This window comes from Roseateles sp. P1_C6, assembly GCF_056406315.1.
Genome location: NZ_JBFUAK010000016.1, coordinates 1 through 14,822, shown reverse-complemented (window position 1 = coordinate 14,822; position 14,822 = coordinate 1). Strand labels below are relative to the sequence as shown.

The 14,822-nt window shown below is 65.6% G+C and carries 11 protein-coding genes; 1 reads left to right on the top strand and 10 read right to left on the bottom strand.

Annotation, left to right across the window (positions count from 1 at the left end; translation table 11 throughout):
- Positions 1 to 6: 6 nt before the first annotated feature.
- The 10 genes from AC1D29_RS28280 to AC1D29_RS28235 form a co-directional block, all read right to left on the bottom strand.
- Complete coding sequence (locus tag AC1D29_RS28280; RefSeq protein WP_477903974.1) at positions 7 to 1,512, bottom strand: ATP-binding cassette domain-containing protein; 1,506 nt, start codon at positions 1,510 to 1,512, stop codon at positions 7 to 9.
- A gap of 204 nt (positions 1,513 to 1,716) precedes the next feature.
- Complete coding sequence (chvE, locus tag AC1D29_RS28275) at positions 1,717 to 2,778, bottom strand: multiple monosaccharide ABC transporter substrate-binding protein (protein WP_477903873.1); 1,062 nt, start codon at positions 2,776 to 2,778, stop codon at positions 1,717 to 1,719.
- Positions 2,779 to 2,814: 36 nt separating this feature from the next.
- The gene (locus tag AC1D29_RS28270; RefSeq protein ID WP_477903871.1) at positions 2,815 to 3,762 is read right to left on the bottom strand and encodes an alpha/beta hydrolase; all 948 of its coding nucleotides are present in this window, start codon (positions 3,760 to 3,762) and stop codon (positions 2,815 to 2,817) included.
- Complete coding sequence (locus tag AC1D29_RS28265; protein WP_477903869.1) at positions 3,759 to 5,351, bottom strand: GH39 family glycosyl hydrolase; 1,593 nt, start codon at positions 5,349 to 5,351, stop codon at positions 3,759 to 3,761. Before AC1D29_RS28265 ends, AC1D29_RS28270 begins: the two co-directional genes overlap by 4 nt.
- Positions 5,352 to 5,430: 79 nt before the next feature.
- Positions 5,431 to 6,552 carry a glycoside hydrolase family 62 protein gene (locus AC1D29_RS28260; RefSeq protein WP_477903867.1) on the bottom strand — a complete coding sequence of 374 codons (1,122 nt, stop codon included), beginning with the start codon at positions 6,550 to 6,552 and terminating at the stop codon, positions 5,431 to 5,433.
- Positions 6,549 to 7,988, bottom strand: coding sequence for an MFS transporter (locus AC1D29_RS28255; RefSeq protein ID WP_477903865.1), 1,440 nt, complete (start codon positions 7,986 to 7,988; stop codon positions 6,549 to 6,551). The genes AC1D29_RS28260 and AC1D29_RS28255 overlap by 4 nt, the downstream gene beginning before the upstream one ends.
- The gene (locus tag AC1D29_RS28250; protein WP_477903863.1) at positions 7,985 to 9,352 is read right to left on the bottom strand and encodes a GH1 family beta-glucosidase; all 1,368 of its coding nucleotides are present in this window, start codon (positions 9,350 to 9,352) and stop codon (positions 7,985 to 7,987) included. The genes AC1D29_RS28255 and AC1D29_RS28250 overlap by 4 nt, the downstream gene beginning before the upstream one ends.
- A gap of 76 nt (positions 9,353 to 9,428) precedes the next feature.
- On the bottom strand, positions 9,429 to 10,745 hold the full coding sequence (gene xylA, locus AC1D29_RS28245) for a xylose isomerase (RefSeq protein ID WP_477903861.1): 1,317 nt from the start codon (positions 10,743 to 10,745) through the stop codon (positions 9,429 to 9,431).
- A gap of 9 nt (positions 10,746 to 10,754) precedes the next feature.
- On the bottom strand, positions 10,755 to 12,209 hold the full coding sequence (xylB, locus tag AC1D29_RS28240) for a xylulokinase (RefSeq protein WP_477903859.1): 1,455 nt from the start codon (positions 12,207 to 12,209) through the stop codon (positions 10,755 to 10,757).
- The gene (locus AC1D29_RS28235; protein WP_477903857.1) at positions 12,209 to 13,441 is read right to left on the bottom strand and encodes an ROK family protein; all 1,233 of its coding nucleotides are present in this window, start codon (positions 13,439 to 13,441) and stop codon (positions 12,209 to 12,211) included. Before AC1D29_RS28235 ends, xylB begins: the two co-directional genes overlap by 1 nt.
- 151 nt (positions 13,442 to 13,592) lie before the next feature.
- On the opposite strand from AC1D29_RS28235, the gene yicI reads away from it, so the two are divergent.
- The coding region (yicI, locus tag AC1D29_RS28230; RefSeq protein WP_477903855.1) for an alpha-xylosidase at positions 13,593 to 14,822 on the top strand (1,230 nt) is incomplete at its 3' end.

The following is a 14,822-nucleotide window of genomic DNA, read 5'->3' as shown; positions in this document are numbered from 1 at the left end:
TGGTTTTCAATGGGTGCCCACGAGGGCGTGCATGACGGTTTCCTGGGTGGCGCCGGCGGCCGGCATCTCGGCCACCAGCTCACCCTCGTTCATCAGGTAGAGGCGGTCGCACATGCCCAGCAGTTCGGGCAGCTCGGACGAAATCATCAGGATCGAGCGCCCCTGGGCGGCCAGGCTGGCGATCAGGCTGTAGATCTCGAACTTGGCGCCGACGTCGATGCCGCGGGTGGGCTCATCCAGGATGAGCAGTTGAGGGTCGGTGAACAGCCACTTGGCCAGGACGACCTTCTGCTGGTTCCCGCCCGAAAGGTCGCCGACGGGCTGCTGGACGCTCGCGCAGCGGGTGGCCAGGCGCTGCCGGAAGTCATTCGCCACCGCGTTGTCCCGGGCCTCGTCGATGACGCCAAAGCGGGAGATGCCTTCGAGCCGGCACAGGCTGGTGTTGCGGGCAATGCTCTCCCGCAGCACCAGCCCCAGGGCCTTGCGGTCCTCGGTGACATAGGCCAGGCCGGACTTGATGGCCCGCCGGACGGTCGAGACGTCGACCTGCTGACCGCCCATCCAGGCGGAGCCGCGGATGCGCCGCCCCCAGGAGCGGCCGAACACGCTCATCGCCAGCTCCGTCCGCCCGGCGCCCATCAGGCCGGCGATGCCGACGATCTCGCCGCGGCGCACGTTCAGGTTGACGCCCTTGATGGCTTCGCGGCCGACGTGAAGCGGGTGCTCGACCCACCAGTCGCGCAACTCGAACAGGATCTCGCCAGGATTGGGCTGCCGCTTGGGATAGCGATCCTGCATGTCCCGCCCGACCATGGCGCGAACGATGGCGGCTTCCTCCGGCGGTGCTTCGCTGCAGTCCATCGTGGCGGTGGTCGAGCCGTCGCGCAGCACCGTGATGGCATCGGCCACTTCCGCGATCTCGTTGAGCTTGTGGGAGATCAGCACGCAACTGACGCCGTTGCCGCGCAGCCGTTTCAGCAGGTCGAGCAGGGCGGCGCTGTCGTCCTCGTTGAGGCTGGCCGTGGGCTCGTCGAGGATCAGCAGCTTCACGTCCTTGGCGAGCGCCTTGGCAATCTCCACGAGCTGCTGCTTGCCGACGCCGATGTCCTTCACCAGCGTATTCGGAGACTCTTGAAGGCCGACCCGATGCAGCAGCTCGACGGCCTGGTCGTTGGTGCGAGCCCAATCGATCACGCCGCGCCGGGCGCGTTCGTGCCCGAGGAAGAGGTTCTCGGCGATGGAGAGTTGCGGAATCAACGCCAGCTCCTGGTGGATGATGACGATGCCGAGCGCCTCGCTCTGCCGTATGCCGGAGAAGTGCTGCGGCTCCCCGGCGAACCGGATCTCGCCTTCGTAGTCCGGGTGCGGATAGACCCCCGAGAGGATCTTCATCAACGTGGACTTGCCGGCGCCGTTCTCGCCGACCACCGCGTGGATCTGCCCATGCTGGACAACCAGGTCGACATGCCGGAGGGCGACCAGGCCATGGAACTTCTTGCCGATCCCGCGCATCTCCAGCAGCGGGGCGGGCTGATTGTCTAAGGTTGCCACGTCAGCTGCCCCTTGAGGGCTGGGCGGGCCGAGCGCCGGGCCGCTCCCAAGCCGGCCCGCACTGGCGATGTGCTTGCGGTTCGACGCCGCAAGCATCGCCGTCCCCGCGGGGGACCGACCAGACTCGCTCGCGTTCAGCGACGCGAGGTTGGGCGAGGGGCAGTTTCACTTCAGCTGCCCTTCCTTGTAGTAGCCGCTGTCGACGAGCACCGGCTTCCAATTCGTCGCGTCGACCGCCACGGGCTTGAGCAGATACGAGGGCACCACCTTGACGCCGTTGTTGTAGGTCTTGGTGTCGTTCACCTGCGGTGTGCGACCGCTGAGCACCGCATCGACGAGGTCGGCCGTGACCTTGGCCAACTGGCGGGTGTCCTTGAAGACGGTGGAGGCCTGGTCGCCGCGCAGGATGGCCTTGACCGACGGCAGGTCGGCGTCCTGTCCCGTGATGACCGGCATCGGCTGGCTCGGCGTCCCGTAGCCCACGCCCTTCAGCGAAGAGATGATGCCGATCGACAGGATGTCTGCAGGCGACAGGACCGCGTGCAGCTTGTCCTTGCCGTAGAAGGCCGACATCAGGTTGTCCATGCGCGCCTGGGCGGTAGCGGTGTCCCAGCGCAGGATGCCCACCTTCATGGCGCCCAGCTGCTTGCTGCGCACGACGAGCTTGCCGCCATCCAGATAGGGCTTCAGCACGCTCATGGCGCCGTCGTAGAAGAAGCCCGAATTGTTGTCATCGGGCGAGCCGGCGAACACCTCCAGGTTGAAGGGCCCCTTGCCCTGCTTCAGCCCGAGCCGGTTGACGATGGACTCGGCCTGCAGCACGCCGACCTGGAAGTTGTCGAACGTGGCGTAGTAGTCGACGTTCTTCGAGCCGCGGATCAGCCGGTCGTAGGCGACGACCTTGATGCCCTTCTCGGCGGCCTTCTGCAACACGCCGGACAGCGTGGTGCCGTCGATGGACGCGATCACCAGGGCCTTGGAACCCTTGGTGACCATGTTCTCCAGCTGCGCGAGCTGGTTCGGGATCTCGTCATCGGCGTACTGCAGGTCGACCTGGTAGCCCAGCGCCTTGAGGCTCTTGACCATGTTGTCGCCGTCGGCGATCCAGCGCTGGGAGCTCTTGGTGGGCATCGCGATGCCGATGGTGCCCTTGCCTTGTGCCAGCGCGGCGGCACAGGGTGCGAGCGTCAGCAAGACGCTCAGTCCGAGAAAGGTGATGCGGCGCATGTTGTCTCCGTGTTGTGTTTGGGTGCGACGGTCTGCTCAGCGAAAGATTCGCTGCGCGAAGTGATGGAGGTTTTCTGCCCAGCTCTCGCGGTCGTGCGCATGGGCATCGACGTGCCAGATGTGCGGGATGCCGCCGTCACGCAGTGCGCGGTGCAGCGCCTGCGAGACGCTGATCAGCCCGTCCTGGCGACCGCAGGACAGGTACAGCAGCTTCAGCTGGCGGCGCGCGCTGTCCGCGTCGGGCAGCAGTTCGGCGGCGGGTTTCGTGTTCGGTGCGGACGAGAAGCCACCGACCCAGCCAAAGGTGTCGAGGTGGATCAGTCCGATGTTCAAGGCCTGGCCGCCGCCCATGGAAAGGCCCGCAATGGCGCGGTGTGGTGCATCAGCGAGCGTTGAATACCTGCCATCGACTGCAGGGATCAGCGAGCGCAGCAGATCGGCCTCGAAGCTTGAGAAGGCGGCGATGTGCCCGGGCGTGAACGCCTGGTCCGGCGGCGGCGGACCGTCATCGGCGCGGGCCCGGCCGTTGGGCATGACGACGATCATGGGCTCGGCCGCGCCCGATGCGATCAGCTTGTCGAGGACGACGGTGGCGCGAACGTAGCCGCTCCACTCGTGCTGGTTGCCGCCGATGCCGTGCAACAGGTAGAGGACGGGATAGCGACGATCCGAGGCATAGCCGGCCGGCAGGTAGACCACCGCCTTGCGCCGGGTCTGCGTGACGGCCGACTCGTAGCTGAATTCCTGCGTCTGACCATGGCGGATGTCCGGGCTCTCGTCTGCGAAACCCTTCGGCGGTGCGGCGAACGCCGGCACGTCGTCAGACGCCAGCACCACGGCCCGGTTGAGGTTGGCGCGGGCTTCCTTCGTGCCCGCGGCCGGCTCGCCCTGCGCATTGACGGTGGCTGCAACGATTGCCAGGCAGACGGAGGCCACCAGCCTGGCGAAGCACTGACGCGCGGCGGCAACGTGGGGCGCTGTCAAGCGCCCACCTTTTTCAGGCTCAACAGCACGACGTCATGGCTGCGCAGCTTCACGTTCAGCGTGACTGTGCCGGCTGCGCCGACCACCAGCTCGCGTTGCAGCTTGGGCTTGTCCGTCGTCAGGCCTTGCAGCGTGGCGAGCTGCTTGGCATCCAGGTTCTTGGGCGAGCCCATCTTCAGATAGGCGGTGTGGGCGTCGTTGATCTCGTAGCCGGTGCGGCGCTGTGTGAGCGTGTAGCGGCCGGGCGGCAAATGGCGCAACTCGATGGTGGTGGTGCCCGCGTCCCTGGCCGGCTGCGGCTTGCTGAAGAAGCTGCGGTTGCTGGCCTTCTGGTCCGGGAGTCGCCAGTTCCACACCAGGGCCTGGACCTGCTCGCCATTCGTCGCGGCCCAGCTGAATTCGTCGCTGCTGGGGATCTCCTTGCCATCCAGCCGGGCCAGGGCGGCGAGGTATTTGTAGGCGAACCACACGGGCTTCCTCACGCCTTCGCGCGTCATCATGCCGAAGCCGCCGTGGAAGGGCGCGTCCGGCGGGCCGGGTTCCTCGAACAAGTCGCTGTAGACCCAATAGCTCATGTGCTGGGCCAGGCCTTGCGTCTGCTTGAGCTTGGTGAGCACATAGGGCGCGCTCATGTAGCTGTCGTGCACGAGGTCGCGTGGGTTGTAGCTGCTGCTCCATTCGGTGAAGAACAGCGGCAGGCCCGGCAGGTGCGAGGCCTCGATCTCCTTGCGCACGCGCCGCACGTCGCCCACGATGGCGTCGGGCGACTTGGACAGCACGCGGTCCTCCTTGCCGAACTCGTCCAGGTAGCCTTCATCCACGCCGTAGGTGTGCGTCGTGACGAAGTCCACCGGCGTGCCGGTCGCCTTCGCATGCGCGAGGAACTCGGGCACCCACCAGGCGCCGGCGGTGGCCGGGCCACCCACGCGCAATTGCGCGTCGATGCCCTTCATGGTCTTGGCCGTGCGGGTGTAGAGGTCGAAGTAGGCTTGCCTGTCGGCCTTCTCCCAGAAGCCATCGAGATTGGGTTCGTTCCAGACTTCGAAGTACCAGCTGCGCACCTCCTTCTCGCCATAGCGCTGCAGCAGGTGGCGCGTGAAGGCGTCGATCAGCGCGACCCAACCGGTGGGCTCGGGGTGAGAGGTGTTGCCGGCCCAGTAGAAGACCTTCAAGTCCGACGTCTTCAACGCCAGCGGCGTGAAGCCCAGCTCGACGAAGGGCTTGATGCGGCGCGCCAGCATCGCGTCGTAGAGCTTGTCGATGTTGGTGAAGTCGAAGACGAGGTTGCCTGCGGCATCGCGCGTCACCGTCTTGAAGACGTCGTGGAAGATGGCGTGGAAGCGCAGGTAGCGGAAACCCAGCTCGTCGACGGTTGTCTTCAGCTGTGCGAGTGCGTCTTCGCGGTAGGTCGTGCCGGGGTAGTCAGCGCCGACGCAGTGGTCGAAAAAGCGGTCCAGCGGCTGCTTCGCTTCGGCCAGGTCGAGCACGATGCGGCGCTGCTGCGGCGCAGCGAATGATGCGGTGGTCATGAGCGGCAGGGCAGCAGCAGCCAGCATCTGGCGGCGGCGCAGGGAGCGGAGCGAAGTCACGTCGTGAGTCCTCTGTAGACAAAGTTGCGGGCGCACGTCGCCGGCATCGGCGCTGCGCTTTCCGGCCTGGCAGCGGCCTTCATTTTTTGCATAACTCGCTGATGGCGTTCGGCGCGGTGGCGGTGATCAGGCCCAGCCGATAGGGCAGCTCGATGTATTCGTACTTCTTGTTCTTTTCCATGTCCAGGCCTTGGTAGAGGAATTTCAGCGGCTGGCAGGGGTCGATGCTCAACGTCTGGTCGACCCCATCGCGGATCAGTTCGCCATGGGACACGCCTTCGGACCAGATCCGGCCGTTGAACTTGACGTTCTCAGTGCCGGCAAACATGTTCATCGGGGCGCCGGGAACGGGTTGCCACTTCCCGTCCAGGCGATCGGCTGTCCAGGCCCGGAAATACCTGCCCTTGGGCCCCATCGCCTCGATCAACGTCAAGTACTGGTTCGTGCCAGCAATCTTGTAGGTGTTGCTCGCTTCGAACATGTCATCGCGCTTCTCTTCCATGACGACGACGGGCTCGGAGAAGTCCTGAGGGAAGCGCTCCATCGTCGTCTCGCCGCGGTAAAAGCTGCCGTTGTCGCCAGTGAAGAAGAGATAGCACTTCTTGTCGTCGCAGATGTTCCAGAAGTCCAACCAGGACGCATTGCCCTTGGCGTCTTTGACGCTTGCCGGGATGGTCGGGTAGAAGGGCTTCGGTGCTGTCCACGACAGGGGATCGGCGATGTTGCTGGTCGTGGAATACAGTGGGTCGCCGCCCTGGTAGATCAGATACCAGAGCTTCTGCGGCGCGAAGTAAAAGACCTGGGGTGCTGCGCGATAGCCGGGCCCGATGGGGGACTTTTCGAGCATGAACTGAGGGGCGTTGGGGGCCTCCTCCCAGTTCGCAAAGGTCGTGTAGGCCATGCCCCAGCCGTTCTTCCCGGCCGTGGTCATGAAGACGTGATAGCGGGCGTCGTGGTAGACGATGGTCGGATCCTTGACGCCAAAGATGTTCTTCGCGTCGGCGGGCGGCTTGATCAGCGGCTCGCTGGATTTCCATTCGAAAGGCTGGGCCAGCTTCGCGGGTTCTGCAGCATGAGCGAGGGTGCTCAATGTCAGGCAGGACGCAAACCAGAGTGCGTTGAAACCGTCAAAGGAAGACTTGGGGTGGCGCATGATTTCTGCGATGGATGTTTCAGGGGAATCGGTGCGTGACAGCGTCATACCTGCCCCCGGGTGGCTTCGAGCTCGCCGCGGATCTGCAGCATGCGTCGCTCGGTCAACTCAAAGCGGGCGAGCGAGATCAGCGCCAGCACCAGGCCGATGACCGGAACGCCCGACAGAAGAAGGCGCATCGTGAAGATCGCCTGTGGGTCCTGCACCGCCTGCTTGGCATCGAAACCGGTGAACTGCAGGATCCAGCCCGAGGCGCCCACGCCCAAGGCGATGCCGAACTTGGAGATCCACGACTGGCAGGCCGAGAACGAGCCCTCGCGGCGCTGGCCCGTTTGCAGTTCGTCATAGTCGACGATGTCGCCCAGCGTGGAGCCATAGATCATCCAGAAGCCCGCGCCGGTGAAGGCGACCAGGCCGCAGGCGAAGAGCTGCAGGTAGGGCCGCGCGGGGTCGTACAGCCACCAATCGCCGATGAAGGCGCAGATGGCCAGGCTCAGCGCAGTGGCCATCGCCACATGCTTGCCCTTGCGACGCGCGAGCATCGCGAAGAACGGAATGCCCGCGAAGCCGAAGACGGTGCCTGACACGCCCATGGCGGTGTTCCACTTCGCGCCCAGCGCGATGTCGCCCTGGCAGACGTAGTAGACCGTGGTGTAGTACCCGAGCGTCGACACCATGGCCGTGCCGATGCCATAGGCCAGCATCATGCCGAGAACGCGGCGGAAGGGTTTGCAGCGCAGCGTGCGCCACAGCGTGTCGGCAAACGGGATGTGGGTCTGCGTGCGCGAGACCAGCTTCTCGTAGTAGCGCTCGCGCACCATCAGGAAGATGGCAATGGACACCGCCACCATGACGGCGCCGAGGATGGCGCTGTAGGTCTGGGCGCCGCGCAGGATGTCGGGCTTGCCGTTGGCGCCGTTGAAGATCGCCAGCGTCGTGAATTGGGCGGCGAAGAACATCCCCAGCTCGGGCACCTTCTGGATGACGGCGCGGACAGCCATCACGGACGTGCGCTCGTGGTAGTCCGGCGTCATCTCCGCGCCCAGGCTGTTCCAGGGCATGTTGAAGCAACTCATGATGGGCACGTAGATCACCGTGCTGACCAGCATGAAGATGAAGTACTGCGTGTCCGTCCAGCCCCTGCCCACGGCGAACATCAGCGGCAGGCCGATACCGGCGAGCACGCCGCCGACGAGGATGAACGGTCGGCGCCGGCCGTAGCGTGTGCGCGTGTTGTCCGAGAACCAGCCAAAGATCGCGTCCGAGCCGGCGTCGATGAAGATCTTGATCATCTGCACCGTGGAGATCAGGCCGGGTGCGACGCCGAGGAAGATGTTGAAAACCTGGAAGGCCAGCGACGGGTAGAGCCAGTGGCCCCACATGTCGAGGATGGAGCCCAGGCCGAAGCCGATCTTCTGCCGTATGGGCAGGCGGTCCGCCGCGGGCGGCACGACGCGCTCAAGGTGAAGGGTGCTCGCGTTCACAGGATGCACCGCTCGCGAATGATGTCGGCGTAGTACAGGGCCGACAGCTTGGGCGTACGCACCTGCGTCGCGTAGTCGCAATGCACGATGCCGAAGCGGCGCTGGTAGCCGTCTTCCCACTCGTAGTTGTCGATGAAGGACCACAGGAAGTAGCCGTGCAGCGGCACGCCGTCGGCTATGGCGCGATGGGCTTCGCGCAGGTGGTTGCGCAGGAAGTCGCGGCGGTGCAGGTCCAGCACCTCGCCGTTCACCACCGGCTCGTCGTTGTAGCCACAGCCGTTCTCGGTGATGTAGAGCGACGCGTGGCCGTAGCACTCGTGAGCGAAGCGCGTGGCCCAGTAGATGGACTGGGGTGCGATATGCAGCCAGGGGCTGTCGGCCTTGGGATAGTTGGCGGGCAAGGGCACGGCCTCCCAAGACTTGCCGGAGGCGCCGTTCCTGCTGGCGCGCACATAGGTGCCGGTGTAGATGTTCAGGCCGAGGTGATCGGTGGGCAGGCTGATGAGGTCGAAGTCGCCGCTCTCGACCTGCGGCGCATCGGCACCAGCACGAGCCAGGTAATCGGCCGGGTAGTGGCCGGCATGCATGGCGCCCAGCACATGGGCATTCTTCTCCATGAACCAGGCCTTGGCAGCGGCGATGTCGGCCGGCGTCTCGGTGACGGGGATGCAGACATCGCAGTTGTCGGTGAGGCCGACGACGGCGCCAGCGCCGCCGAACTCGCGCACCGCGCGCACGCCGTGGCCATGGCAGAGCAGGGCGTGGTGGAAGGTCTGGTTGACGACGGCCGCGCTCTCCTTGCGGCCTGGCGCCTTGGTGCCATAGCCATAGGCCAGCTGGGTGAAGCAGCGGATCTCGTTCATCGTGATCCAGTGCTTGACCTCACCGGCGAAGGCCTTGACGACGGTGTCGGCATAGCGGCCGAAGGCGTCGACCGTCACGCGCGACGTCCAGCCACCGCGGTCCTCCAGGGCTTGCGGCAGGTCCCAGTGGAACAGCGTCACCCAGGGCTCGATGCCGTGCTTCTTCATGCTGGCGAAGAGGCGGTGATAGAAGTCCAGGCCTGCCTGGTTCAGCTCGCCGTCGCCGTTGGGGTAGATGCGCGGCCAGGCGAGCGACAGGCGGTAGTACTTCAGCCCCAGCGAGGCCATCAGCGCGAAGTCCTCGTCGAAGCGGTTGTAGTGGTCGCAGGCGACGTCCAGCGTGTCGCCGTCGTGGACCTTGCCGGGCTCGCGGCAGAAGCGGTCCCAGATGGATTCGCCCTTGCCGTCGGTGAAGGCGGCGCCCTCGATCTGGGGCGCTGCGGCGGCCACGCCGAAGATGAAATCGGCGGGGAAGGGGCTGGAGTAGGTCAGTGCGGTCATGGCGTCCTGGGGCAGGGCGGCTGTGTCGCACTGGCTCAATCGAAAGAGCGGTACATCGGCTTTCATCGCAGAGGCTTCAGCCGCAGAAGCGATTGACGAGGTTCTCGAAGACTTCCTGGCGGCCGGAGACCGGCGCCACATCCGTGTTCGCAATGAGCACCTGCTCGGCCAGGTCGGCGAGCGTGCGGCGGCCTTGCAGGATGTCCTGGCCGGCACTCGTGTCCCAGCCGGCGTAGCGGCTGTCCACAGCGGCCTTCAGGCGGCCGTCGTTGATCATCTTTTCGGCGATCAGCAGGGCCTGGGCGCAGACGTCCATGCCGCCGATGTGGCCGTGGAAGAGGTCGGCCGCGTCGATGGACTGGCGGCGCACCTTGGCGTCGAAATTCAGGCCACCCGAGCCCAGGCCGCCGGCCTGCAGCACGTGGTACAGCGCGATGGCCGTCTCGGGCACGTTGTTGGGGAACTGGTCGGTGTCCCAGCCCAGCTGCGGGTCGCCGCGGTTCATGTCCAGGCTGCCGAGGATGCCCAGTGCGCCGGCGGTGGCGATCTCATGCTCGAAGCTGTGGCCCGACAGCGTGGCGTGGTTGGCCTCGATGTTGACCTTGACCTCTTTCTCCAGGCCATAGCGCACCAGGAAGCCGTAGACGGTGGCGGTGTCGAAGTCGTACTGGTGCTTGGACGGCTCGCGCGGCTTGGGCTCGATGAGGATGGCGCCCTTGAAGCCGATCTTGTGCTTGTACTCAACCACCATGTTCAGGAAGCGGCCGAGCTGGTCCATCTCCTGACCCAGGCGCGTGTTCAGCAGCGTCTCATAGCCCTCGCGGCCGCCCCACAGCACATAGTTCTCGCCGCCGAGCTTGAGGGTGGCGTCCATCGCGTCGCGCACCTGCAGGGCCGCCATCGCGAACAGCTCAGGGTTGGGGTTGCTGGCCGCACCGCTCATGAAGCGGCGGTGGCTGAACAGGTTGGCCGTGCCCCACAGCAGCTTCAAGCCGGTGGCCTGCTGCTTCTCGCCGAGCACGTCGACCATGCGCAGGAAGTTGTCGTGGCTCTCGCGCGGCGTGGCGCCTTCGGGGGCGACGTCGCGGTCGTGGAAGCAGTAGTAGGGAACACCGAGCTTGGCGAAGAACTCGAAGGCCGCGTCGGCCTTCAGCTTGGCCAGCTCCATCGGCGAGCCGCCCTGGAACCAGGGGCGCTCGAAGGTCGCGCCGCCGAAGGGATCGAGACCGGTCCAGACGAAGTTGTGCCAGTAGCAGGCGGCGAAGCGCAACTGCTCTTCCATGCGCTTGCCCAGCACGATGCGGTCCTTGTCGTAGTGCTTGAAGGACAGGTCGTGGGGACTGTCGGCGCCCTCGAAACGAATGGGCGCGATGTGGTTGAAGTAGCTCGTCATGGTTGGAGGTCAGGCGCCGCGCAGGCGGCGGTAAAGGTCACGGAAGCGCGCCAACCGTGGGGTCAGCAGCGCATGGCGTTCGGGGTTGGGGGTAAAGCGGGCGGCGATGTCGGGGCGGGTGCAGACGGTTTCGACGCTGCCGCCGGTTGCAAGCCAGCCGAGGCGCGCGGCGCCGAGGGCGCCACCGGCTTCGCTGCCGGCGTGCACGACGATCTCGACGTTCAACGTGTCGGCGATCAGCTGCGCCCAGTAGGCACTGCGCGAACCGCCGCCGACGAGGGAGAGTTGCTGCACTTCGGTACCGGCCGCGCGCAGCGCGTCCAGGCCGTCCGCAAGACCGAAGACGACGCCTTCGAGCACGGCGTAGGTGCAGTCGGTGCGTGTCGTGTTGGCCTTCAGACCATGGAAGACGCCCGAAGCAAACGGGTCGTTGTGCGGTGTGCGCTCACCGGCCAGGTAGGGCAGGAAGATGGGCGCGTTGACTGCGCTGTCATTTGGCGAAGAAGAAAGTTCGGCCAGCAGCGTTGCCTCATCGGCGCCAACGAGCGTGCAAAACCAGCGCAGGCAGCTTGCGGCCGACAGCATCACGCTCATCTGGTGCCAGCGCTCGGGCAGGGCATGGCAGAAGGCGTGCACGGCCGATGCCGGGTTGGGGCGGTAGCGGTCGTTGACGACGAAGATCACGCCCGACGTCCCGAGCGAAATGAAGCCATCACCCGGCTGCGTCGCGCCAATGCCGATGGCGCTGGCGGCGTTGTCACCCGCGCCGCCGGCAACGATCACGTCAGCGCCCAGGCCCCAGGCCTTGGCCAGTTCAGGCTTGAGCACGCCACTGGGTGCATTGCTCTCGACGAGGCGCGGCATCTGCGCACGCGTCAGTCCGCAGGCGGCGAGCAGCTCGTCGGACCAGTCGCGGCGCGCCACGTCCAGCCACAGCGTGCCGGCGGCGTCGGACGGCTCGGAGACCTTGTCGCCGGTCAGTTGCAGGTGCAGCCAGTCTTTGGGCAGCAGCACGCTGGCGACGCGTGAGAAGACCTCGGGCTCCTGCTTCTTGACCCACAGCAGCTTCGGGGCGGTGAAGCCTGGCATGGCCACATTCCCGGCAATGGCATGCAGGCGTGGCGCCTTTGCTTCAAGTTCCACGCATTCGGCGTGGCTGCGGCCGTCGTTCCACAAGATAGCGGGGCGCAGCACGGCATCTGCCTCGCCGAGCAGCACGGCGCCGTGCATCTGGCCTGACAGGCCGATGCCGCGTACGGCGGCAAATTCGGCCGGGTGGGCGGCTCGCAGGTGGGCAACGGCCGCATCCGTCGCGCTCCGCCATTGAGCGGGATTTTGCTCAGCCCAAAGTGGTTCGGGACTGGACAGCGTGAGCGGGCTGCCCGCTGTGCCAACGATTCGGCCAGTGCCATCCAGCAGCAGCAGCTTTACCTCAGAGGTGCCGAGATCGATACCCAGGTACATCAGTGAATCTCCTGCACGGAACTGACTGCAGTGCCGACGTGTTGCGTGGACAGGGTAGGGCGCGTCAGACGGTGGCGCACCAGCGCCGCTGCGCCGATGGCCACGGCATTTGCGCCAAATCGGCAGGTGCGGACACCAGGCACGGGTGAACCGCCCGCAACGGCATTGGCATTCAATGCAGCGAGAGCAGGCTGCAGAAAAGGATCGCCGAGCTCGATGACGGAGCCGCCGAGAACAATGCTGCCAGGGTCATACGCCGCCGCAAGGTTCACCAGCAGCATGCCCAAATGGTGGCCAGCGGAGGCCACCGCCTTCACTGTTTCCGGGTCTTGCTTCGTTAGATGAGCGCGGACCTCTTCGAGCGAACCAAGACGTGCGCTGCTGCCGTCGCCACGCTGGATGGCGCGTGTCGCGATCAATGCCTCCGCGCAACCACGTCGACCGCATGAACAGCGAGGCCCGTTGAACTGCAGCACCATATGACCGACCTCGCCTGCATAGCCGCGGCTCCCCGTTTGCAGGCGGTCTCCAACGATGACACCCGCTCCAAGCCCCTGATTGATGGAGACGTAGATCAACGGGTCCGAATCTGGCGTTGGGTTGAACTCCAGTTCACCCAGCGCGGCCGCGTCGGCCTCGTTCTGAACGAATAGCGGTGTGCCGGCAAGCCAGGTCTGCCGCAGCGCATCGGCCAACAGTGTTGCAAAGGGCAGGTTGCGCCAGCGGAGGTTGGGCGCGAACTTGACGGCGCCGCGCGCCTCGTCGACGCCGCCTGGCAGCCCGATGCCGATGCCGAGTAAGCGCTGCCCGGCGCTGAAATGCGAGTGCAGGCCTTCCAGCGCGCCGGCCAGGCTCGCAATGCAGCTCTGCGCCGTGGGACTGGGGCCGTAGGGAGCGACGCTGCAGGCGTGGACCGTCCCGGTCAGCGACGTGGCCACGACGCGTGCCGACTCGATACCGACCTCGGCACCAATAAGCAGCAGGCGCGTTGGGTCGATGAACAGCGGCGTGGGGCGGCGGCCCATGTCGCCTGTGGCAACGACCTCCCGCTCCATCAGCCAGCCTTCGGCCAGCAGACCGCGGACGAGAGCGCCGACCGTGGAGCGGGTGAGGCCAACGGCCGTCGCCAAGGCAGCGCGCGACAGTCCTGGCTGGGCGCACAACTGCCTCACAACAGCCATGCGGTTCATTCGCTTGAGCTGTTGCTGGCTGCCGCTCGTTTCAGCTTCCACGTCTTGCCCCCCTTTTGTGTTCTATTGGTCCGACCAACAAAGTTATGTTCAAATGTTGGTCTGACCAATATTAGTTTGGACGGCGCACAAAGTAAATAGGCTCTGTTGCCGGTGTCGACCGATGTGTCGCTCGTTCAAGGAAGACTGATTCATGAAGTTCACTGACGGACAGTGGATGCTTCAGCCAGGCGTCGCCGCGCACTACGCGGCCGAGGCCTATGGCGTTGAAGTCCACGAAGACCGCCTCGTCGTGCTCGCCACGACCCGACCCATCAAGCACCGTGGCGACACGCTGCAAGGCCCCACGTTGACCGTGACGCTGAGCTCGCCGCTCGAGGGGGTGATCCGCGTGAGCGTGGAGCACTACGTCGCATCGACCGCGCCGCGCCTGCACATCCCCATGGTCGGCGCCGGCAAACCGGCCGTGCAGATCGTCAACGGCGAGACCAAGGCCACGCTCACGTCCGGACCGATCTCGGTCGACGTCAAGAAGGGCGACGGCTGGGCGCTGACCTTCCGCGAAGGCGACCGCGTCCTCACCAAGAGCGACTGGCGTGGCCTGGGCTACATCCAGTACGCGGGCAAGGGCAATTACGTCCACGATCAGCTGTCGCTGGCGGTGGGCGAGAACGTCTACGGTCTCGGCGAGCGCTTCACGCCCTGGGTCAAGAACGGCCAGATCGTCGAGAACACCAACAAGGACGGCGGCACGGCCTGTGAGCAGGCCTACAAGAACGTGCCCTTCTACCTGACCAACCGCGGCTACGGCGTGCTCGTCAACGAGGCCGGCCCGGTGTCCTTCGAGGTCGGCTCGGAGAAGGTCGCCCGCGTGCAGTTCAGCCGCGAGGGCGAAAGTCTCGACTACTGCGTCATTGCCGGCCCCACGCCCAAGGAAGTTGTTGGCCGGTTGACGGCGCTGACAGGCCGCTCGCCACTGCCGCCGGCCTGGAGCTTCGGCCTGTGGATGACGACCTCGTTCACGACGCAATACGACGAGGCCACAGCCACCCACTTCATCGACGAGATGGCGCGCCGTGACCTGCCGCTGGCCGTCTTCCACTTCGACTGCTTCTGGATGCGCGAGTTCCAGTGGTGCGACTTCGCCTGGGACCCGCGCGGCTTCCCCGAGCCCGAGGCCATGCTGGCGCGCCTGCATGCCAAGGGCCTGAAGATCAGCTTGTGGATCAACCCCTACGTGGCGCAGAAGTCGCCGCTGTTCGCTGAAGGCGCCAAGAACGGTTACTTCATCAAGAGAACCAACGGCCTCACGTTCCAAACGGATCAGTGGCAGCCCGGCATGGCCATCGTGGACTTCACGAACCCCGCCGCCAAGACCTGGTACCAGAGCCACCTGCGCCGCCTGATCGCCCAGGGTGCTGAC